Raw genomic sequence first — 19,827 nt, forward strand, 5'->3', positions numbered from 1 at the left:
ATCAATGGCTTGGGGAGGCGTCAGACCTGGTGGTGCGATTGGCGATCTCGGCGATCAGTCGCCGGGCGGCATCCAGCTTGTCCAGCACGGGCAAAGGGTGGCTGCCCTGATCGTCGAACAGCACCATGCGAGACTGATCCGACTCCATGGTTTCCTGGGCCAGATTGCCTACCAGCAAGGGGATTTTTTTTCGCTTGCGCTTGGCCTCGGCATAGTCGTGCAGGTTTTCGGTTTCAGCGGCAAAACCAACGCACCATGGGCCCAGGGCCAGCGCGGCCACTTCAGCCAGAATATCCGGATTTTCGGTCAGCGTCAGGTCCAGGCCGCTTTGGCTGCCGGTTTTTTTTACTTTCTGGGTTTGCGCATTGCTGATCCGCCAGTCTGCCACGGCCGCTACAGAGATAAAGATGTCCTGCTCTGGCGCCAATTGCATGACATGGGCATGCATTTGCCGGGCCGTTTTCACATTGATGCAATCAACGCCGTAAGGCGCATCCAGTGCGGTGGGGCCGGAGACCAGCGTCACACGCGCGCCGGCTTCCCAGGCGGCGCGCGCAATTGCATAACCCATTTTGCCCGAGGAGCGGTTGCTGATAAAGCGGACCGGGTCAATATCTTCCTGTGTCGGTCCGGCGGTGACCAGAATATTTTTTCCGGCAAGCGCTTTGCTCTGGAAAAAAGCATGTGTTTCAAAGACGATCTGTTCAGGTTCCAGCATGCGGCCATCGCCCACTTCGCCGCAGGCCTGCGAGCCGCTGGCCGGCCCCCAGAGCGTTACGCCGTCATTGCGCAGTTGCGCCGCATTGCGTTGCGTTGCCGGATGGCCCCACATTTCCCGATTCATGGCAGGCACCACGACCAGCGGGCACAGCCCGCGCGCCAGACACACCGTTGACAGCAGATCGTCTGCCAGGCCATGAGCCAGTTTGGCCATGAAGTCGGCGCTGCCCGGTACGATTAGAATCAGATCGGCCTGGCGACTCAGATTGATGTGCGCCATGCTGTTTTCCATGCGCTCGTCCAGCGTTTCGGTGTACACCGGATTGCCTGATAGCGCCTGGAACGTTGTGGGCGTGACAAATTGGGTTGCCGCATGCGTCATGGCAACGGTGATGGTCGCACCGTGGTCCTGCAGCCGGCGTACCAACTCTGCCGCCTTGTAGCAGGCAATGCCGCCGGTGACGCCGATCAGGATACGCTTGCCGGAAAGCGGACTCATGTCTGTTGCTCCCTTTTGTTGCGCAGATAGCGCAGCAGTTCATCCAGGACCAGCAGTACGGCCCCGATGGTAATAAACGTGTCGGCCAGATTGAACGCCGGGAAATAGGCGTCGTTCCAGTAAAACAGCAGAAAATCAATGACATGCCCGTAGAGCGTTCTATCTATGACGTTGCCGATGGCGCCGGCCAGTATCAGGGCCAGTGCCAGGCAAAAAAGCGGTTGCTCGCGGTGTTTGCGCAGCAGATAAAGGATGAACGCTGATGCAGCCAGTCCCAGCACCATGAAAAACCAGCGCTGCCAGCCAGCGCCGTCTGCCAGCATGCTAAAGGCCGCACCCTGATTGTAGATCAGAATGAAATCGAAGACCGGCAGCACGTTCACGCGTTGCAGATACTCGAAATTATGCTCAAAGTACTGTTTGCTGATCTGGTCTGCGCTGATCAGCACCAATGCCAGTGCGATCCACATCATATACGGCACTGCGCGTGCAGCCGGCTGCACTGCTTTATGCATAGTGCCTGTCCTCGCCGCCGTGATGCAGATTGTCGTCACAGCGTGAGCAGATATCCGGATGATCTGCAATGGTGCCCACTTCTTCGCGGTAATGCCAGCAGCGTTCACACTTGCGATGCTCGGATGGCGTGATGGTGAAATTAACACCTTCGCCCGGCACCCCGGCGTGTACCGTTGCGCGCGATACGATGAATACAAAACGCAGGTCGTCGTTCAGGCTTTGCAGGTACTCCAGGTCCAGCCCGTCGGCGAAAACGTCCACTTCGGCCTGTAGCGCTGAACCAATCCGGCCGGCACTGCGCACGTCTTCCAGTTGTTTGTTCAGGTCGGCGCGAATCTGCAAAATACGTTGCCACTTTTTGCTCAGTGCGGCGTGATCAGCCACCTCGGGCAGGGTGTGGAATACTTCGGTAAAGATCGTGACGGTGCTCGCGCTGTCAGTGTTTTTCAGCGTTGATTTCTGCAGTTCCTGCCAGGCCTCTTCGGCTGTAAAGGACAGCACAGGCGCCAGCAGCTTGAGCAGACTCAGCGTGATGTGCAGCAGGGCCGTTTGCGCCGAGCGTCGCGCCAGACTGTTGCGATCGGTGACGTACAGGCGGTCCTTGAGCGTATCCAGATAGAACGAACCCAGATCTTCCGAGCAGAAAATCTGCAGGCGCGCCATGGCCGGATGGAAATTGAATTCGTCGTAATAGGCGGTCACTTCATTTTGCATATCCAGCGTTAACGCCAGCGCATACTGGTCGACTTCGAACAGCTTGCCGGTTTCCACCATGTCTTTTGCAGCATCGAAATCATTCAGATTGCCCAGCAGGAAACACACGGTATTGCGGATACGGCGATAGCCTTCGACCACGCGCTTGAGGATCTGGTCCGAAATGGACAATTCACCCGAATAATCGGTAGAAGCTGTCCACAGCCTGATGATCTCGGCGCCCAGCGAGTCGGATACTTTCTGCGGGGCAATCACGTTGCCCATCGACTTGCTCATCTTGCGTCCCTGGCCGTCGACGACGAAGCCGTGGGTCAGCAGATTGCGGTAGGGTGGCTCGCCAAACAGCATGGAAGAGGTCAGTAGCGACGAATGGAACCAGCCACGATGCTGATCCGACCCTTCCAGGTACAGATCGGCCGGCCAGCGCAGCGTATCGGAATGCGAGCCCGTGGTTGCATTGTCCTTGCCGCCCAGGACCGTGAAGTGGGTGGTGCCCGAATCGAACCAGACGTCCAGTGTGTCGCGGTTTTTCTCGTAATGCACGGCGTCCTCGCCCAGCAATTCTGCCGGATCCAGCGCCTGCCACGCTTCAATACCTTGCTTTTCGACGCGCTGTGCAATTTGTTCAAGCAGTTCAACCGTGCGCGGATGCAACTGGCCGGTTTCCTTGTGGACGAAAAACGCCATGGGTACGCCCCATTGGCGTTGACGCGACAGGGTCCAATCGGGACGATTGGCAATCATGGCATGCAGGCGGGCGCGCCCCCAGGCCGGGTAGAAGCCGGTGGCGTCAATGCCTGCCAGCGCCTTTTCGCGCAGCGTGGCAGTGTGATCATCGGGCTGGCGATCCATGCCGGCAAACCACTGGCTGGTCGCGCGATAGATAATGGGCGTTTTATGACGCCAGCAGTGCATGTAGCTGTGCTTGAGCGATTCCACATGCAGCAATGTTCCGGCGTCCTGCATTGCCTTGACAATATCCGGATTCGCTTCCCAAATCGTCTTGCCGCCGAACAAAGGCAGGGAAGGCACATATTTGCCATCGCCCATGACGGGACTGATGATGTCCGCATCCTGCATGCCATTGGCCTTGCAGGACTGGAAATCCTCTACGCCGTAGGCGGGTGCAGAGTGCACAATACCGGTGCCGGTGTCTACCGTGACATAGTCACCCAGATAGATCGGAGACAGGCGGTCATAGCCTGCCTCTGCAGTGGCCAGCGGGTGGTGGAACGCAATGTGGTCCAGCGCTTGCCCGGCGCACTCGGCGATGACCGAGCCCTGCAACTGCCAGTGTTCAAGACAGGCCTGCACACGATCCTTGGCCAGTAGCAGCAATGGGCCGGTAGGCAGCGGCGCGTTCAGGCGCACCAGGGCGTAGAGCACTTCAGGGTGCACGTTCAGGGCCTGGTTCGAGGGAATTGTCCAGGGCGTTGTGGTCCAGATGACGACGGCACCATCCTCTACACTATCGAGGCCGAAAGCGGCAGCCAGTTTATCTTTCTGGGCAAAGGGGAAGGCCACGTCGACGGCCGGATCCTTGCGGTCGGCATATTCCACTTCCGCCTCAGCCAGGGCCGACCCACAGTCAAAGCACCAGTTCACCGGTTTGAGGCCACGGAACACATAGCCTTTTTCCATGATGCGCGCCAGCGCCCGCAACTCGTTGGCTTCATTGCCGTAATTCATGGTCAGATAGGGGTTTTCCCAGTCGCCCAGTACACCCAGCCGTTTGAAGTCGGCTCGCTGGCGGTCAATCTGCTCCAGGGCGTAGGCGCGAGCCTTCGACTGGACTTCAGCCACCGGCAGGTTCTTGCCATATTTTTTTTCAATCTGGATTTCAATGGGCATGCCGTGGCAGTCCCAGCCGGGGACATAAGGCGCGTCAAAGCCTGCCATCGTGCGGCTTTTGAGAATGATGTCCTTGAGAATCTTGTTGACCGCGTGACCTATATGAATATCGCCGTTCGCATACGGCGGGCCGTCGTGCAAAATATAGGCAGGGCGACCGGCGCAGGCCTTGCGAATCGCCTGGTACACTTTCTTTTCCTCCCATTCAAGCACCCAGCCGGGTTCGCGTTTTGGCAGGTTTCCCCGCATTGGGAAGGGGGTTTCAGGCAGATTCAGGGTGTTCTTATAATCCATGGACAGCAAAGTAGTTGCGAGCAACGTCCGCATCGTGGCGGATGGCGTCAGTCAGAGTTTGTAAATCGGGGAATTTTTCTTCGTCCCGCACGGCGTGCAAAAAGCTTATTGTAATAAGTTTACCGTATGCCGATACGTTTTTATCGAGAATATGCACTTCCAGCAGGACTTGTCCGTCCTCTTCGACGGTCGGGCGCACGCCAAGACTGGCGATCCCTGCCAGCGGCCCGGCCTGCAGTCCCTCCACCCTGACCACGTAGATGCCGGAGCGCAAGGCGCAGCGCGGCATGACACGGATATTGAGCGTCGGAAAGCCCATAGTTCGACCCAGCTTGCGACCATGCACCACATGCCCGCTGATTTGATAGGGATGGCCAAGAAATTCGCCGGCCCGTTCAATCTCTGCGTAAGCCAGCGCATGACGCAATTCAGAACTGGAGTAGCGAATGCCGTTAGGATCCAGTACATCGCGTAGCGTCTCTACCTCAAAGCCAAACCGTGCGCCGGCATCGCGCAGCAGGGCGATGTCGCCGCGTCGCTTGCTGCCGAAGCGGAAGTCTTCGCCGACATAAAGCCACCTGACTGCCAGCTGGCGCACCAGGATGTCTTCGATGAACTGTTCCGGCGTCTGCTGGGCAAACGCCTGGTCAAAGCGCCGGATATGAACATGCTGGATGCCGCAACAGGACAGGGCCCGCACTTTGTCTCGCAGAGTTGAAATCCGCGTAGGTGCTAGCTCGGGGCGTTGTTCGCGCAGGGCGAAGTATTCGCGTGGGTGGGGCACAAATGTCATGACTGAAGGCACCAGCGCCTTGCTGGCTGCGGTTTGCACGACATGCGAGAGCAACTGCTGGTGGCCCAGGTGGACACCATCGAAATTGCCAATGGTAAGGGCGCTGCCGGTTTGGGCAGCCGAGGCAAAAGCCTGACGGGAGATTTGAAGAGGATTTTTCACGCTATACAGTTTACAATTTTAAACTTGCAAGCATTACGGAAGTGTTCAGTTGAAACCAACAAATCCTGCGGTAACCCGGGTCGTCATCCTTATTTCCGGTCGTGGCTCCAATATGAAAGCCTTGGTGCATGCCGCAAGCCAAATGACAAATGTCAATATCAGTGCCGTCATCTCGCATAGTGCCAACAGCGAAGGATTGGCCTGGGCGCGGGCGCAGGGTATTCAGACCGAACAATTGGTGTATGATGCGGCAGGCGGGCAGACCCGTGCTCAATATGATCAGGCGCTGGCCGAACACATTGATCGCTACCAGCCCGATCTGGTGCTGCTTGCCGGGTTTATGCGCATTCTGAGCGATGAGTTCGTGCGACATTACACCGGGCGGCTGGTCAATATACATCCTTCACTCTTGCCGCTCTTTCCGGGACTGCATACTCACCAGCAGGCGCTGAATGCCGGGGTGCGTGTTCATGGCTGCAGCGTGCACTTTGTCATTCCCGCGCTGGACCAGGGCCCCATCATCGCTCAGGCGGTCGTTCCCGTCATGGCTGACGATACCGTCCAGAGTCTGGACCAGCGGGTGCTGGTCATGGAGCATAAGCTCTATCCCCAGGTCATGCGCTGGCTGGCGCAAAAAGCGGTGTTTCTGGATGAACAAGGCAAGGTAGGCTTTACAGAAAAACTGCCGTTACAGCAGTTTTACGCAGACACGGAATATGTCAGCTGATATACCCGCGTATATCGTTTACGGGTATCGTTTGCATCAGCGCCGGATATTTCACTATTGATATACCCCATTTGACATATCGTTCAATCAGGCAAAAATTATGACAATCAAATCCGCTAGAAAAGACACAGGACGTCGTTCTGTCAAACCCGATTTCACCCGTCGCACGCAGCGCTCGCCCCAGCCCGGCGCGCGCCAGCGCGGCATCTACACCACACGCCTGGGCCAGATCCGCGACGTTCTGAACGAAGTGCTCAAGTGGAAACATCCGGCAGATGCCGTGCTGTCTGCCTGGTTCCGCGCCAACAAATCACTGGGCGGGCGTGATCGCAATGAAGTGGCCGAGGCTGTATTCGATGTGCTGCGTCATTTGCGTCGTTACCGGCAATACGCCGAAAGCGGCACAGGGCCAGCACTGGAGCGTCTGGCCATTCTGGGGCTGGCCTCGGTGGTGGGCAAGGACACCATTGCCGGCCAGCTCTCTGAAGAAGAGAAAAGCTGGCTGTTGCGCATGGACACCATAGACCCGGCTTCGCTGGCCCCGGAAATACGCGGCAGCCTGCCCGACTGGCTATATGAACATATGAGTCAGCTGGACGAATTCGAAAGCCTGATCGCCGCGCTCAATACCAAGGCGCCGCTCGATCTGCGTGTGAATCCCTTCAAGGTCGACAGGGATACGGTATTGGCTCAATTGCAGGATACACCGGTGGCCGAGTTCGATCCTCAGCCGACGCCGTATTCTCCCTGGGGCATTCGGCTCAACGGCAAGCCGGCGATTTCACGGTGGGCCTTGTTCGAAAACGGTTCGCTCGAAGTGCAGGACGAAGGCAGTCAGTTGCTTGCGCTGCTGGTCGGACCAAAACGCAGCGATATGGTGATTGATTTTTGCGCCGGTGCTGGCGGCAAAACGCTGTTGCTGGGCGCGTTGATGCGCTCGGCCGGCCGCCTTTATGCCTTCGATGTATCGGCCGCGCGTCTGGCCAAGGCCAAGCCCCGCATAGCCCGTAGCGGTCTATCGAATGTGACGCCGATTGCCATAGCGAACGAAAATGATACCCGTGTGAAACGACTCGCCGGCAAGGCGGACAAGGTACTGGTTGATGCTCCATGTACCGGTGTCGGTACACTGCGCCGCAATCCTGATCTTAAGTGGCGCCAGTCTCCGGCCAGCGTGCAGGAACTGACCGAACTGCAGGCGCGCATTCTCAATAGTGCCGCACGCTGTGTCGCCCCGGGCGGCCGGCTGGTGTACTCCACCTGCAGCGTGCTGCCGCAGGAAAATGAACAGCAGGTTGATGCCTTCCTGGCAGCCCATCCCGAATTCACGCTGCTCAACGCTCAGGAGGTATTGGGAGACCGATGTCCTGACCTGGGCATGACGACGCCTTATCTCAGGCTGCGTCCGGATGTTCACGGCACCGACGGCTTTTTTGCCGCTGTGCTGGAACGTAGTAAATAAATTTGCTGCGGCAGGGAACCTGTTGTTGTCAAAATGGTCTTAAAATAGAGAAATAGGCGGTTAAAACCCGCTAATTTCTCTGTGAATGTGCGTTTGTAACCTTGCGCAACACAATCGGTGTATAAACGCGCATTGCAGACTGAAAATAGGGCTATATTTAAAGAAAAGCAGCGGGTACTGTGTCAGAATAATGACATTCTGCTCACAACTTGCTCAAAATCAAGAAAAAAGGCAATAAAGTTTTTTCTTAGTTAAATCATAGTGTTATAATTCCTGCGCGATTTGATATCGCTCAGCATCCTGCCCGAATAAGGGCACACTGCCCGCCGCAGCGGGCCAATGCCCGGTAATCTTGGGCATCTCAGGAGACCTTAAAGGGTATATGGATACAATTCTCGACTTTATTTCCGGTGGCTTTTTGCAACTTGGCTGGTGGCAGGTGATTCTTGTCACGCTGGTGCTTACGCACATCACCATTGCCGCGGTAACGATTTATCTGCACCGCAGTCAGGCTCATCGGGGGCTGGATCTGCATCCGGCCGTGTCGCATTTCTTCCGCTTCTGGCTCTGGCTGACCACAGGGATGGTCACGCGTGAGTGGGTGGCGATCCACCGCAAGCACCATGCCAAATGCGAACGTGAAGGCGATCCTCACTCTCCCATTATTTACGGTATCGACCGGGTCTTGTGGAAAGGGGCAGAGCTGTATCGTGAAGAGGCCGCCAACGAAGAAACCGTCAAGCGCTTCAGTCACGGCACGCCCGATGACTGGATGGAACGCAACGTCTATTCCCGCCATACCACGCTGGGCATTTTCACTATGCTGGCCATCGACCTGCTGTTGTTCGGCGCACTCGGTCTGACCGTGTGGGCTGTGCAAATGGCATGGATCCCATTCTGGGCCGCCGGCGTGGTCAACGGTCTGGGTCACTATATCGGATACCGGAATTTTTCCAGCCCCGATACCAGTACTAATTTGTTCCCCATCGGCATTATCATCGGTGGCGAAGAGTTGCACAACAATCACCATGCTTACGGTACGTCCGCCAAGTTTTCCAGCAAATGGTATGAGTTCGATATCGGCTGGGGCTATATCCGGATTTTGCAGGCACTGCGCCTGGCGCAGGTCAAGAAGGTTGCGCCCAAGCTGAAACTGGTTCGCGAAAAGTCCGATTCTGTGACCGAGCAAACTCTGCAAGGGGTGATTACGCACCGCTATGAAATCATGGCGCGTTACGCCAGCATGTTGCGCCAGTCCGTCCAGTCTGAAATCAAGCGCCTGACCCAGGCTGGCGCCAGCGACCAGGAACGTGAACTGCTGCAGAAAGTACAGTCGCGCCTTGGACAGGCCGATCTGGCCCTGAATCCACAGGAAAAACAGGAGCTCGACAGCATGCTGTCGCAAAACACGATGCTGGCCAAGCTGGTTCATATGCGCGAAGAACTGTATCGTGTATGGACAAGCTCCACTGCTAGCAGTGAGCAATTGCTTGGTGACCTGCAACAGTGGTGCCAGCATGCGCAGCAAAGCGGTATTCAGAGCCTTGAACAGTTTGCTCTCCGTCTGCGCCGCTATGCCGCATGATTGGGCAGTTAAATCCTGAGCAACTGGCGGCCGTTACCACAGCCAGTAAGCATACACTTGTTCTGGCTGGCGCCGGTAGTGGTAAAACCAAAGTTCTAACCACCCGCATGGCCTGGCTTATCCAGAATGGAAAAGTCAGTCCATACGGTGTGCTGGCCGTTACCTTTACCAATAAGGCGGCGCGTGAAATGCTCACACGCCTGACGGCCATGTTGCCGGTGGACACCCGCGGCATGTGGGTCGGCACTTTTCATGGTTTATGCAACCGGCTCTTGCGCGCTCATTATCGCGATGCCGGTTTGTCACAAAATTTCCAGATCCTGGATATCGCAGATCAGCTGGCAGCTATCAAGCGCCTGATCAAAGCCAATGATATCGACGACGAAAAGTTTCCGCCCAGGGACGTGCAGCGCTTCATTAATAATGCCAAGGAAAACGGCGAACGGCCCGAGCACGTTGAGGTGTGGGATGCACATCGCAAGCGATTGGCAGAAATTTATCAGTTGTACCAGGAGCAGTGCCAGCGCGAGGGTGTCGTCGATTTTGCCGAATTGCTGCTGCGCGCCTATGAGCTGTTGTCACGCAATGCCCTGGTGCGCGAGCACTATCAGCGGCGTTTTCGATATATTCTGGTCGACGAGTTTCAGGACACCAATACACTGCAATACAAATGGCTCTGCCTGCTGGCAGGCGGCGATGCGTCGCTGTTTGCCGTGGGTGACGATGACCAGTCCATCTATGCCTTCCGTGGCGCCAACGTGGGCAATATGTCCACCTTTGAACGCGATTATGCCGGCGACAATATTATCCGGCTGGAACAGAACTACCGTTCCTTTGGCCACATTCTGGATGCCGCCAATGCGCTGATCGAGCACAATACGGAGCGTCTTGGCAAAAATCTGTGGACCGACAGGGGAGAAGGCGAGCTGCTTCGAGTTGTTGAGCAGCCTACCGATCTGATGGAAGCCCAGTGGGTCGTGGACGAAATTCGTGCGCAGATCAGTGAAGGCCGCATGCGCAGTGAAATTGCGGTTTTGTATCGCAGCAATGCGCAATCGCGGCCCATCGAACACGCCCTTTTTTCCGCGCACATTCCTTACAAGGTATACGGCGGCCTGCGCTTTTTCGAGCGCCAGGAAATCAAGCATGTTCTGGCCTACCTCAGGTTAGTAGCCAGCGGTGATGATGATACTTCATTCATGCGCGTTGTTAACTTTCCGACGCGCGGTATTGGCGCCAGAACCCTGGAAAACCTCACTGACTCGGCACGTCAGATTGGGTGCAACCTGATTCACGCTGTGGGGGCAGTGTCTGGCCGCAGTGGTGGCAAGCTGCTGGCCTTTGCCAAATTGATCGAAACGCTGCGCGAAGCGGCGCAAACCTTGACGCTTGCGGAACTGATCAAGCACGTCAATGACATTTCCGGCTTGACCACACACTACGAAGCCGAACGCGAAGGAGCGGAACGGCTGGAAAATCTGGGTGAGCTTATCAATGCGGCCACTGCGTTCTGTGCCGAGGAAAATCTGGATGGCAAGGCCGCCATGGCCCTGGTTGAGCGCTCGGTAGCACCTGACGATCCCGATTCGCCTTTTGCCCAGGAGCAGACAACACCGCTGGCGCTTTTTTTGTCCCATGCCTCGCTTGAAGCAGGCGACAACCAGGCACAGGCCGGTCAGGATGCCGTTCAGCTCATGACCATTCATGCCGCCAAAGGGCTGGAATTTGATTCGGTCTTTATCACAGGTGTGGAAGAGGGCCTGTTTCCTCACGAAAACAGCATGATGGCCGAGGACGGACTACAGGAAGAACGCCGCCTGATGTATGTGGCCATTACCCGTGCCAAGGAACGCCTGACCATCAGTTTGGCACATGCGCGCATGTTGCATGGACAGACGCGTTACTCGATGCGATCGCGCTTTCTGGACGAATTGCCCGAGGATCATCTGAAATGGCTGACGCCGCGTACGCGCGAGCAGGCCGAGCCTTCCTGGGGCATGCGTTTGCATGTTGACGCGCACGCACGTCCTCCCACGGGCAGAATAGAGCCGCGGGCGCCGCGCAGTTTAAGCTCGGGCGTCAGTGTCAGCGGCAAACAATACAGGATTGGCCAGGGCGTGCGTCACGCGCGCTTTGGCGATGGAACCATCATCAGATTAAGCGGGCAGGGCGCAGATGCCCAGGCGGAGATCGTATTCAGGGATGCCGGCGCCAAAACGCTGGCCCTGGCCGTTGCCAAACTGGATATTATTGCCGCCTGAACGTATCGGGTCAGTTGATACTTAAGCAGCTCAAGGAATTTTTATGAAAGCGATGATATGCACTCTGGCCCTTTTCCTGGGTTTTGGTCTGCTCGGCGGGTGCGCTGGTAAGGCGGCGGACAGCGGGCGCAGCGGCAGTAAAGTCCAGATTTATGGCACTGTCGACTCCGGCATTGGCTATCAATCGAAGAGCATATCCCGTGATTGAGACAGTCTGATTAAATTGTTCATCTTTGTGGTTCAAAAATGTGGACAAGCCAGGCAATACAGTGTTAGAATTCTCTTCTTTCTTGAAGGCGGTTAGCTCAGTTGGTTAGAGCGCTACGTTGACATCGTAGAGGTCGCTGGTTCGAATCCAGTACTGCCTACCAGTTTTATCTGTCATGCACTGGTAGAGTATTCGAGTTTTTTCAAAGACTTTTTAAGCTTTATCACCGGCCAGACAATATCATCAAGCCCGCAAGCATTTTGCCCTGCGGGTTTTTTATTGCCTGTCAATTTTTCAAAAATCTGCCTGTCTATCTCTTTATTTGTCCCGCAGGGGCCGCTACAGCTACCATTGATGACAAATCGCGATCTGGCAATCCGGCAATGGCATGAATCTATTTTTCAGTTCTTGCTCAAGGCGCGTGTGTGCTGCCAATCCGCCGCGCTCAGGGACGCTGTTCGGCCCATTTGAGCAGCGAATCCAGGGCAGGGCACAGCGCCTGGCCCCATTCAGTCAGGCCGTATTCCACTTTGGGTGGCACCTCTTGGTGATCGATCCGACGCACAATGCCGTCGGTCTCCAATTGGCGTAATTGCTGAATCAGCATCTTCTGGGAAATGCCAGGCAGTGTGCGTTCGAGTTCGGAAAAACGCAGTAAACTTCCACCAAAAAGACGAAACAGAATAAGCAGTTTCCAGCGTCCTTCCAGCACGCGAATCGCCTGCTCAACGCCATCGGCTGCTGTATCGGCGGTATACGCGGGTCGGGTTATGTTCATGGTCATTTCTTTGTGGGTCAATGGTGCTTACTTTTTAGCACTTACTTTTTAGTGCGTACTTGTTGAAAAGTAAGTTTAGTGCCAGTATGTTCAAAAATCAAATTAAAGCTGTCGATTTTTGTTTACCCCACATGCATGGAGAACTTGAATGTCTGTCAATTTACCGGAACCGATCCTGGCTTATTTCAATGCCGATAGAGATAACGGCAAGGCGCTCGCCGATTGCTTTACTGAACAAGGTGTCGTTATAGATGAAAAGCAAACGTATAACGGACGCGCTGCCATTGAGCGCTGGCGCGCTGAAGCGACTGCAAAATACGTCTATACGTCCGAGCCTTTCGATGTGATCGAACAGGACCAGCAAATCATCGTGAGCAGCCGTTTGCAAGGCAATTTTCCAGGCAGTCCAATTCATATCCGGTATCGTTTCGTACTAGAAGACAATAAAATCGCCTCGCTGGAGATTGCCCCATGAGCTTTGACCTGAATATCGAAGGCTGTCGGGCGCTGGTTACCGGCGGCACCGCGGGTGTGGGGGCAGAGGTTGTCAACGTGCTGCATGAGCTGGGCGTACACATCATTGCTACAGCCCGCAAGGTGCCCGATCGCGCGCCGGACAATATATCCTACTTTGCCGCAGATATCGCTACGCCAGACGGATGCGCTGCGGTATGCGATGCTGTACTGGAACAATGGGGTGGTGTTGATTTCCTCATTCATGTTGTTGGCGGATCGAGTTCGCCACCCGGCGGTTATCTGGCGTTGAACGACCAGTATTGGCAAGAGGAGCTGAACCTGAATCTGATGCCAGCTGTTCGTATTGATCGATCCTTGCTGCCGTCCATGATCAAGCAGGGATCAGGCGTGATTATTCATGTCACCTCCATTCAGCACGAACTGCCATTGCCGGAAGCTACAACTGCCTATGCCGCAGCTAAGGCAGCACTGGCCACCTACAGCAAGAGCCTGTCAAAAGAAGTATCTCCAAAAGGGGGGCGGGTAATCCGGGTATCGCCAGGCTGGATTGAAACCGAGGCCGCCGCACAACTGGCTAGTCGCCTGGCGCAAAACAACAATACCGATTATGCCGGCGGGAAAAAAATAATCATGGACGCGCTTGGCGGGATTCCGTTAGGGCGCCCGGCCAAGCCGCAGGAAGTGGCTGATCTTATCGCTTTCCTGGTGTCGCCCAGAGCGGGCTCAATCACTGGCACCGAATATGTGATCGATGGTGGCACGGTGCCTACAGTCTGACAGCAGTAAAACCGTCTGATAATGAGTTAATATGCGCGCAGGGGCGCACAACGGTTCCATGGTCGTGTAAATCATATCAGAAGAGAAGGGGACCGTGACGTGACGAAAGCCTTGGCTTATGGCCGTTTTTGGTAAAGGTGGCTATATCCGGACAGCGATGATGCCGTCAGCGTGATTGCAGGTCAGGTGGTTCGGTATGCTTCTTGTTTAACCCTGTGGCTGATGATCGTGCCCCGCGCAGGTTCAATGACTTCTTCAAGCAACCAGTCAAAGGCAATTGGCCACAGCGAGTCAACGAAGCGGCTGTGGAAGAACGCGAAGTGCCCGATTTTCTCATGTTCAATGCTGGCTGGTGATATTCGCAGGTGATATCGTTCGCAGCCGCTATAGTAGTCAAGTACTCGGTCCAGTGCAGCCGGTGTACCAAAGGGATCGTCACTGACACCCAGCGCCAGCACCGATGCCTCCACTTGCCCAAAGCGAGCCGGCAGTACGCTCATTTCGGCGACCGTTTTGCCGTATTTGCGACCAATAGATCGTTCAAACCGTGGGCCCATGCCGGCCCAGTCCATAGCCACGCCTTTGGGCGTGTCTTCCATCCACCCCAGGCGCCTGGCCGGTACGAATCCGAATGCCTTTGTCAGTAGCGGCATGACGACATGCCATTGCAGGAACATGCTGGTACGTGACCGGCGTGCATAATCGCGCCAGTAAGCGTACTGCGCGCCCATGGTGAAAATGCGCTTGATCAAATGTGACGATGGCGCCAGTCCGATCAGAAATCCGCCAATCGAATGGCCCACGACATAGATGGGTGAATTGCAAAAATGGGTGTGGACATATTGAAGCACCGCTTCAAAATCCGCCTGGCCCCAATCGAGCCATCCTGCTGCAAGGCCGCGCAATGAGCCGTATTTTGAATCGCCGATACCGCGATAGTCATAGGTCAGCACTGTGCAGCCCCGTGCGTGCAATGCCTGGGCAAACCTGTCGTAGTATCGACAGCGTACTGATGTGGCGCTATTGATGATGACCACGGGGCGGTGCGAATTGATCTGCGCAAGGCGCCACAAGTTCGCCTGCAGCTGGTATCCATCGGTTGTGATTATTTGAATTGGCTGCGTCATGGCAAAGGTCCTTCGTCTCAACCGTTATGGGCAACATTCACAATGGTGGCCTGGATCAACGCAACGGTTTTGCCAACGCTGCCGTTGTCGTCCAGCTTGTGGACTTCTCCCGTGCAAACGGTCAGCAGTCTGCCCGCATTCTGTACTTTTCCGATTGCGATAAAGGCCGGGCCAAGCGCCGGGCGCAGCAGATTGATTTTAAACTCCGCAGTCACAACTTCATATCCGGCCGGCGCCATGGTCAGGGCGGCATAACCGCAAGCGCTGTCGACAATGCTGGTGACGGCGCCGGCATGCAAATAGCCGTGCTGCTGCGACAGGTGCGTTGAAAATGGCAATGTGATGTGCACCTCTGCTTCCTGTATCAGCGTCAATCTGGCGCCCAGGGTATGCATCAATCCCTGTTTGTTGAAGCTGGCTGTTATTCGTTGCTGTATATTGTTATCCATGACTGGTCATTAGTGAATGATTAATCAAGACAGAATGTCTCCCCAGTTCGATTATAGGAGAGGATTCGATGGCCAGTGCAATGGCCAGGCGTGGGGCGCATCGATGTCGTTGATCGATTTGCAAGGGGGGCTTCTGGCAAGGTGATGGCCTCTCTGGTTTGGAGGACTGTTTTTCTGCCTGGGGATCACTTCAGGATTTTTCTCTTTTATGCTTCTGTTGGGTTGCCACTGTCAGTGGCTTTTATGGTGGATATGACCATGCTTTCCGGGGGCAAGGGTAAAACACACTATAGGTCCGATGCTTTGAGGCTCAGCATAGATTGTACATACGCAGGCAAGGGCAGCACTAAGGGTTCAATGAACGCAATTGAGGGAGAGTCCAGGTTGGGGACAGGCGGGGTAAGAAGACAGCGAAGACGGTGCTGACAGTGATGGCAAGTAAATGCAATACGCAGGCGACAGCGGCGCGAAGATCACAGGCGTCCGGTACTGCGATGCCTGGCGAATTACTTAGAAGGCTGCTTATGTGCCAGCCTTGAAGGCGCGAATCAAATCGCGAACCTGAAGCATGTAACCTTTTGCCACGTTCCTGTTGCCGCTGGAGCGGGCCAGTTTATACTTGGTCACTGCCTTTCGGATCAGGCCGATATGGACCTGCTGGTATGCTGCGTTCATACTCATCTCCACGTGAATACATACCGATTTTACACTTTTATTACAAGTTGATGCATTCGGTGAAAACCAGTATATGTTGCTTGATATCCACAAGTACCTATGTTGAATACAGAAGCTGGATACGGGAGCATAAACGCAGGGCAAAAAAAAGCCAGCTGCAATAGCTGGCGAGTTCACCCAAAAGCAATGAGTTAACGCCATTGTAGGGGGATGGCTCCCAAAGCACAATTTAACAAATGTCAAGTTTGCATCTTTGGGCGCAAGAGTGAAGCGAATGTGCTCCGTAAAGGCGGTTTGAGCAGGTCCGACACCCGGCAGGATCAGCGAACCAGCAGCAGCCCCAGTCTGGCCACCGCATAGAAAGCCAGTCCGGCTGCGGCGATGCATGCAATGTAAGGGGGGGCACTAAGCCAGGGCCGCTGGCCCACGATAAAGCGGCTGGTGAAACCTGCAAAGGACAGGCTGTACAGAATGCAGGCGATATGCAGCACCGTAGGGTTTGACAATGAAAACCCCAGCATGAACAGGGCGGTGCCGATCATGAACGAAGGTAGCGCCACGGCAAAGCTGGCGGCGCGGTACATGGCTGCGCCATCAATCTCCCAGTGCGGGTCCTGTTGCGCGGGCGTTGTATCTGCAGAATCAGTATTGTGTGGTTTCATGCGCGCGATCCTTTGAGGCAAGAAGGGGCCGGATGCATCCGTGTTTTATTCAGGAGCCAGAATATGTTGCATCAGCGCCGTTACATAGGCTGGTAATTGTTCGCTGTCCCGTACGCATAGCACCAGATTGCGGCAGGCCCAGGCGTCAGAAAGTGCAATGATATTCAATTGCTGTGCCCGACGGTGGCGTTTGGCAGCAGCCAGCGGCACAATGGCAATCCCGACCCCATTGCCTACCATTCTGCAGACTGCGTCGATGCTGCGTACCCGCACCCGGTAATGCAGATGCCTGCCCGCCTGGCGACCATGCGCTGCAATGTGCTCCTGCAAGGCGCTGCCTGCCACCAGTCCGGCAAAGTCCAGATGGCTGATCTGGGCAAGACTGGCCGGATTTGCAATGGCTTCAGGATACTCGGGCCCGGTAATAACAACAAGTCGGTCTGCGCCTACCGGGAAAAGTTGAAGGTCGTGCAGATCAGCCGAATCGGCAACCAGCCCGATATCGGCCATGCCCTGGCGGATCAGATCAGCAATATCAGTACTGGTGCGTTCCTCCAAATCGATTGAAATATCAGGGTGACGCTTCAGGAAGGTGCCCAGCAACGCCGGCAGGTGCTCGTTGCAGGCCGATGTGTTGCCCAACAGCCTGACATGTCCTTTGATCCCGCTGCTGTACTGCCCCAGGTCGCCGTGCATGCGTTCCATTTGCTGCACTACAACGCTGGCGTGATGCAGCAGCGTGCGCCCGGCAGGCGTCAGTTGCACGCCTCTGTGGCTGCGATTGAGCAGCAGCACGCCCAGCACGTCTTCCATTCCCTTTATGCGCTCACTGGCCGATGCCGTGGTGATATGGCAGCGGCGTGCAGCTTCGGTAATGGTGCCCGATTCGTGCACGCTCAGGAACAGGCGAAGGTCGGCCAGGTCAAAGCGCATGGTCGCAGTATAACAGGCTGATTATGGAAATTCCTTAATCTGTAATCGACATTTCCTGATTTTCAGCTTTTTGACCAGCCCCTACAATAGAGACATGTTGCTATTTTGTCTCTGAGGAATCGGCAAAGTCTTCGGCAATGGTCGTGAGTACTGGCTGTAGATGAGTCCATGTTCTCACGACCAGCTTAAGGTATTTCCTTATGCATATTTCCAATTGAGCACGTGCTCACACTTTTTATGGCGCACAATTCATGGACTTTTTCACTGAGCATTTCCCTATCTTCAACGCAAATGGCGCCTATTCAGTCGGCACACTGGTGCTGGTGACAACCGTGTTCATCCTTGCCGGCGCAGTCAAGGGCGTTGTGGGGCTGGGTCTGCCCACCATTTCCATGGCGTTGCTGGCATTGTTGATGTCGCCGGCGCAGGCCGCGGCATTGCTGGTGATTCCGTCGCTGTTGACCAATATCTGGCAAATGCGGCCCTTTGATGCCGTGCCTCCATTATTGCGTAGTATTGGCACAATGCAGATTGGGATATTTGCCGGTACGATGATGGGAGCCTGGCTGTTGGGGGCGCCAGCCGGAGATGCAGCCGGCGTCGCCCTTGGGGTGGCGCTGGTGGCCTATGCATGTTGGGGGTTGACCGGGCGTTCAATCGTGGTTTCACCTGCTGCACGAACCTGGATGGGGCCATTGGTCGGCTTTGCGACCGGATTCATTACCGCGGCAACCGGTGTTTTCGTTGTGCCGGCAGTACCCTATCTGCAGGCGCTGCAACTGTCACGCGATCGCCTGATTCAGGCGATGGGAGTGTCCTTTAGTGTTTCAACTATTGCATTGGCCCTGGGGCTGTGGCTCAACCACAGCTATGCCCCTGGCGCCGCAGGGGTCTCACTGCTGATGCTGATCCCGGCACTGATGGGTATGTCATTGGGGCAATCGCTCAGGCAAAGGTTGCCAGTGGCCCATTTCAAGAAGGTTTTCTTTTGCAGTCTGATCGTACTGGGGCTTTATCAAGTGGCTGCCGCTGTCTGAGAAGCGCCAGTCTGCGTGGTCCGATCATGGTTCGCGCCATTGTTCTGCAAACGGCATATAATAGGTGCAAACAATAAAATGATCGATGTCCTTTTCACGCTAGCCTGTACAACCGGGCCGTCACCTATATGCCACTCAGATATACCCGAACGCTGACCGATTCTGTTCGCACACAGAAAGCCGATAAACAGATCGGCACACTGCTGGCCTTTGTGGCCGGCGCAATCAATGCCGGTGGATTTCTGGCGGTTCATCAATACACCTCGCACATGACCGGTATTGTTTCGACCATGGCTGATCAGTTGATTCTGGGCGCGTACGAGCTGGTCCTGGCTGGTTTGGCTGCATTGATCTGTTTTCTGTGCGGAAGCATTTGCACCACCATCATGGTCAATTACGCCAGGGTGCACCAAATGCGCAGCGAGTATGCCTTGCCACTTTTACTGGAAGCGGTGTTGCTGCTGTGTTTCGGCGTACTGGGGGCCCGGCTTGCCCAGATGCACGGTCTATTTGTGCCGATCACAGTCATGATTCTGTCGTTTCTCATGGGCTTGCAGAATGCGTTGATCACCAAGCTTTCCCGTTCCGTTATCCGAACCACCCATGTGACGGGAATCGTTACCGATATCGGCATTGAGCTGGGTAAGCTGTTCTATTGGAACCGGGGACGCGTGCGGGAAGACAGCCATTTTGTGGTGGCAGATCGGGCTCGCCTGCGTCTGCATTGTGCGTTGCTGATTGCTTTTTTTGCTGGCGGCACAATGGGGGCCTGGGGGTTTAATCATATTGGCTATATCGCGACGGTACCCTTGGCTTGCCTGCTGGTATTGGTTTCCGGCATACCGGCATTTGACGATATGCGTGCATGGCTCACCAACAGGCGACGCCCGGCCGAATAGACCGCATCGCTTGTGGCGTCAGTGCCGGACTGCTGGCCATTGGCGTGCGTGCCCTTTCATTCCCTGGACTTAACGGTCGGAGCCGGGCATATCGATCAGGCCTGCAGGCACTGGGATCAAGGCAAGAGATCGACTCTCTATAAAGATACCAATATGGTTTTGCAGACGCACTTGGCGCAATTGCAACAGGGGGCTGAAGTCTGCAGCACAGTGGGCCAGAA

18 protein-coding genes and 1 tRNA gene are annotated in these 19,827 nt (G+C 55.5%); 9 read left to right on the forward strand and 10 right to left on the reverse strand.

Going from position 1 to position 19,827, the window contains the following annotated elements; translation table 11 throughout:
* Nucleotide 1 precedes the first annotated feature (1 nt).
* Genes coaBC through ACTIKR_RS04035 form a run of 4 tightly spaced genes read right to left on the reverse strand, consistent with a single transcriptional unit; the run spans nucleotide 2 to nucleotide 5,549 of the window.
* Nucleotides 2-1,219: a bifunctional phosphopantothenoylcysteine decarboxylase/phosphopantothenate--cysteine ligase CoaBC gene (gene coaBC / locus ACTIKR_RS04020; protein WP_193088943.1), complete on the reverse strand. Its 1,218-nt coding sequence runs from the start codon at nucleotides 1,217-1,219 to the stop codon at nucleotides 2-4.
* Nucleotides 1,216-1,734 (reverse strand): signal peptidase II, encoded by a 519-nt coding sequence (lspA, locus tag ACTIKR_RS04025; protein ID WP_193088944.1) that lies wholly within the window; start codon nucleotides 1,732-1,734, stop codon nucleotides 1,216-1,218. The genes coaBC and lspA overlap by 4 nt, the downstream gene beginning before the upstream one ends.
* Entirely contained in the window at nucleotides 1,727-4,594 is a 2,868-nt protein-coding gene (gene ileS, locus ACTIKR_RS04030) for an isoleucine--tRNA ligase (protein ID WP_442327201.1), read from the reverse strand. Before ileS ends, lspA begins: the two co-directional genes overlap by 8 nt.
* Entirely contained in the window at nucleotides 4,584-5,549 is a 966-nt protein-coding gene (locus tag ACTIKR_RS04035; RefSeq protein ID WP_193088946.1) for a bifunctional riboflavin kinase/FAD synthetase, read from the reverse strand. Before ACTIKR_RS04035 ends, ileS begins: the two co-directional genes overlap by 11 nt.
* Nucleotides 5,550-5,598: 49 nt before the next feature.
* Between ACTIKR_RS04035 and purN the strand changes: the two genes are divergently transcribed.
* The 5 genes from purN (at nucleotide 5,599) to ACTIKR_RS04060 (ending at nucleotide 11,955) form a co-directional block, all read left to right on the forward strand.
* Nucleotides 5,599-6,276: a phosphoribosylglycinamide formyltransferase gene (gene purN, locus ACTIKR_RS04040; RefSeq protein WP_226816943.1), complete on the forward strand. Its 678-nt coding sequence runs from the start codon at nucleotides 5,599-5,601 to the stop codon at nucleotides 6,274-6,276.
* A 100-nt stretch (nucleotides 6,277-6,376) separates the two neighbouring features.
* On the forward strand, nucleotides 6,377-7,738 hold the full coding sequence (locus ACTIKR_RS04045; RefSeq protein ID WP_442327202.1) for an RsmB/NOP family class I SAM-dependent RNA methyltransferase: 1,362 nt from the start codon (nucleotides 6,377-6,379) through the stop codon (nucleotides 7,736-7,738).
* Nucleotides 7,739-8,120: 382 nt separating this feature from the next.
* Nucleotides 8,121-9,323 carry a DesA family fatty acid desaturase gene (locus ACTIKR_RS04050; RefSeq protein ID WP_193088948.1) on the forward strand — a complete coding sequence of 401 codons (1,203 nt, stop codon included), beginning with the start codon at nucleotides 8,121-8,123 and terminating at the stop codon, nucleotides 9,321-9,323.
* The gene (locus ACTIKR_RS04055; protein ID WP_442327203.1) at nucleotides 9,320-11,584 is read left to right on the forward strand and encodes a UvrD-helicase domain-containing protein; all 2,265 of its coding nucleotides are present in this window, start codon (nucleotides 9,320-9,322) and stop codon (nucleotides 11,582-11,584) included. Before ACTIKR_RS04050 ends, ACTIKR_RS04055 begins: the two co-directional genes overlap by 4 nt.
* Nucleotides 11,585-11,878: 294 nt before the next feature.
* Nucleotides 11,879-11,955, forward strand: a tRNA-Val gene (locus ACTIKR_RS04060).
* Nucleotides 11,956-12,237: 282 nt separating this feature from the next.
* Here ACTIKR_RS04060 and ACTIKR_RS04065 read toward each other — a convergent pair.
* Entirely contained in the window at nucleotides 12,238-12,570 is a 333-nt protein-coding gene (locus ACTIKR_RS04065; protein WP_193088951.1) for a winged helix-turn-helix transcriptional regulator, read from the reverse strand.
* A 148-nt stretch (nucleotides 12,571-12,718) separates the two neighbouring features.
* On the opposite strand from ACTIKR_RS04065, the gene ACTIKR_RS04070 reads away from it, so the two are divergent.
* Both ACTIKR_RS04070 and ACTIKR_RS04075 read left to right on the forward strand, forming a co-directional pair.
* Nucleotides 12,719-13,045, forward strand: a complete 327-nt coding sequence (locus ACTIKR_RS04070) for a nuclear transport factor 2 family protein (protein ID WP_193088952.1) — start codon at nucleotides 12,719-12,721, stop codon at nucleotides 13,043-13,045.
* Nucleotides 13,042-13,824, forward strand: a complete 783-nt coding sequence (locus ACTIKR_RS04075; RefSeq protein ID WP_442327204.1) for an SDR family oxidoreductase — start codon at nucleotides 13,042-13,044, stop codon at nucleotides 13,822-13,824. Before ACTIKR_RS04070 ends, ACTIKR_RS04075 begins: the two co-directional genes overlap by 4 nt.
* 182 nt (nucleotides 13,825-14,006) lie before the next feature.
* Here ACTIKR_RS04075 and ACTIKR_RS04080 read toward each other — a convergent pair whose 3' ends face one another.
* From ACTIKR_RS04080 to ACTIKR_RS04100, 5 genes are all read right to left on the reverse strand, one after another.
* Nucleotides 14,007-14,951, reverse strand: a complete 945-nt coding sequence (locus tag ACTIKR_RS04080) for an alpha/beta hydrolase family protein (RefSeq protein WP_442327205.1) — start codon at nucleotides 14,949-14,951, stop codon at nucleotides 14,007-14,009.
* A gap of 17 nt (nucleotides 14,952-14,968) precedes the next feature.
* A complete protein-coding gene (locus ACTIKR_RS04085) occupies nucleotides 14,969-15,400 on the reverse strand; it encodes a PaaI family thioesterase (RefSeq protein WP_193088955.1) in 432 nt (143 codons plus the stop codon).
* 522 nt (nucleotides 15,401-15,922) lie between these two features.
* The gene (locus ACTIKR_RS04090; protein ID WP_193088956.1) at nucleotides 15,923-16,075 is read right to left on the reverse strand and encodes a hypothetical protein; all 153 of its coding nucleotides are present in this window, start codon (nucleotides 16,073-16,075) and stop codon (nucleotides 15,923-15,925) included.
* Nucleotides 16,076-16,395: 320 nt separating this feature from the next.
* A complete protein-coding gene (locus ACTIKR_RS04095) occupies nucleotides 16,396-16,737 on the reverse strand; it encodes a hypothetical protein (RefSeq protein ID WP_442327206.1) in 342 nt (113 codons plus the stop codon).
* Nucleotides 16,738-16,782: 45 nt separating this feature from the next.
* Nucleotides 16,783-17,670, reverse strand: a complete 888-nt coding sequence (locus ACTIKR_RS04100; RefSeq protein ID WP_442327207.1) for a LysR family transcriptional regulator — start codon at nucleotides 17,668-17,670, stop codon at nucleotides 16,783-16,785.
* Nucleotides 17,671-17,921: 251 nt separating this feature from the next.
* Here ACTIKR_RS04100 and ACTIKR_RS04105 point away from each other — a divergent pair, with 251 nt between their 5' ends.
* Both ACTIKR_RS04105 and ACTIKR_RS04110 read left to right on the forward strand, forming a co-directional pair.
* Entirely contained in the window at nucleotides 17,922-18,707 is a 786-nt protein-coding gene (locus ACTIKR_RS04105; RefSeq protein ID WP_442327208.1) for a sulfite exporter TauE/SafE family protein, read from the forward strand.
* A gap of 128 nt (nucleotides 18,708-18,835) precedes the next feature.
* On the forward strand, nucleotides 18,836-19,606 hold the full coding sequence (locus ACTIKR_RS04110) for a YoaK family protein (RefSeq protein ID WP_193088959.1): 771 nt from the start codon (nucleotides 18,836-18,838) through the stop codon (nucleotides 19,604-19,606).
* Nucleotides 19,607-19,827: the final 221 nt, after the last annotated feature.

The organism is Advenella sp., assembly GCF_052108595.1.
Taxonomy (GTDB): domain Bacteria; phylum Pseudomonadota; class Gammaproteobacteria; order Burkholderiales; family Burkholderiaceae_B; genus Advenella.

What these genes read in the sequence shown, in the direction of transcription:
- ACTIKR_RS04080 (WP_442327205.1), bottom strand. Translation starts at nt 14,951, where the DNA reads ATGACGCAGCCAATTCAAATAATCACAACCGATGGATACCAGCTGCAG.
- ACTIKR_RS04095 (WP_442327206.1), bottom strand. Translation starts at nt 16,737, where the DNA reads ATGAAACCACACAATACTGATTCTGCAGATACAACGCCCGCGCAACAG.
- ACTIKR_RS04105 (WP_442327208.1), top strand. Translation starts at nt 17,922, where the DNA reads ATGGACTTTTTCACTGAGCATTTCCCTATCTTCAACGCAAATGGCGCC.
- ACTIKR_RS04090 (WP_193088956.1), bottom strand. Translation starts at nt 16,075, where the DNA reads ATGAACGCAGCATACCAGCAGGTCCATATCGGCCTGATCCGAAAGGCA.
- lspA (WP_193088944.1), bottom strand. Translation starts at nt 1,734, where the DNA reads ATGCATAAAGCAGTGCAGCCGGCTGCACGCGCAGTGCCGTATATGATG.
- ACTIKR_RS04045 (WP_442327202.1), top strand. Translation starts at nt 6,377, where the DNA reads ATGACAATCAAATCCGCTAGAAAAGACACAGGACGTCGTTCTGTCAAA.
- ACTIKR_RS04065 (WP_193088951.1), bottom strand. Translation starts at nt 12,570, where the DNA reads ATGAACATAACCCGACCCGCGTATACCGCCGATACAGCAGCCGATGGC.
- ACTIKR_RS04075 (WP_442327204.1), top strand. Translation starts at nt 13,042, where the DNA reads ATGAGCTTTGACCTGAATATCGAAGGCTGTCGGGCGCTGGTTACCGGC.
- ACTIKR_RS04110 (WP_193088959.1), top strand. Translation starts at nt 18,836, where the DNA reads ATGCCACTCAGATATACCCGAACGCTGACCGATTCTGTTCGCACACAG.
- coaBC (WP_193088943.1), bottom strand. Translation starts at nt 1,219, where the DNA reads ATGAGTCCGCTTTCCGGCAAGCGTATCCTGATCGGCGTCACCGGCGGC.
- ileS (WP_442327201.1), bottom strand. Translation starts at nt 4,594, where the DNA reads ATGGATTATAAGAACACCCTGAATCTGCCTGAAACCCCCTTCCCAATG.
- ACTIKR_RS04070 (WP_193088952.1), top strand. Translation starts at nt 12,719, where the DNA reads ATGTCTGTCAATTTACCGGAACCGATCCTGGCTTATTTCAATGCCGAT.
- ACTIKR_RS04085 (WP_193088955.1), bottom strand. Translation starts at nt 15,400, where the DNA reads ATGGATAACAATATACAGCAACGAATAACAGCCAGCTTCAACAAACAG.
- ACTIKR_RS04050 (WP_193088948.1), top strand. Translation starts at nt 8,121, where the DNA reads ATGGATACAATTCTCGACTTTATTTCCGGTGGCTTTTTGCAACTTGGC.
- ACTIKR_RS04100 (WP_442327207.1), bottom strand. Translation starts at nt 17,670, where the DNA reads ATGCGCTTTGACCTGGCCGACCTTCGCCTGTTCCTGAGCGTGCACGAA.
- ACTIKR_RS04055 (WP_442327203.1), top strand. Translation starts at nt 9,320, where the DNA reads ATGATTGGGCAGTTAAATCCTGAGCAACTGGCGGCCGTTACCACAGCC.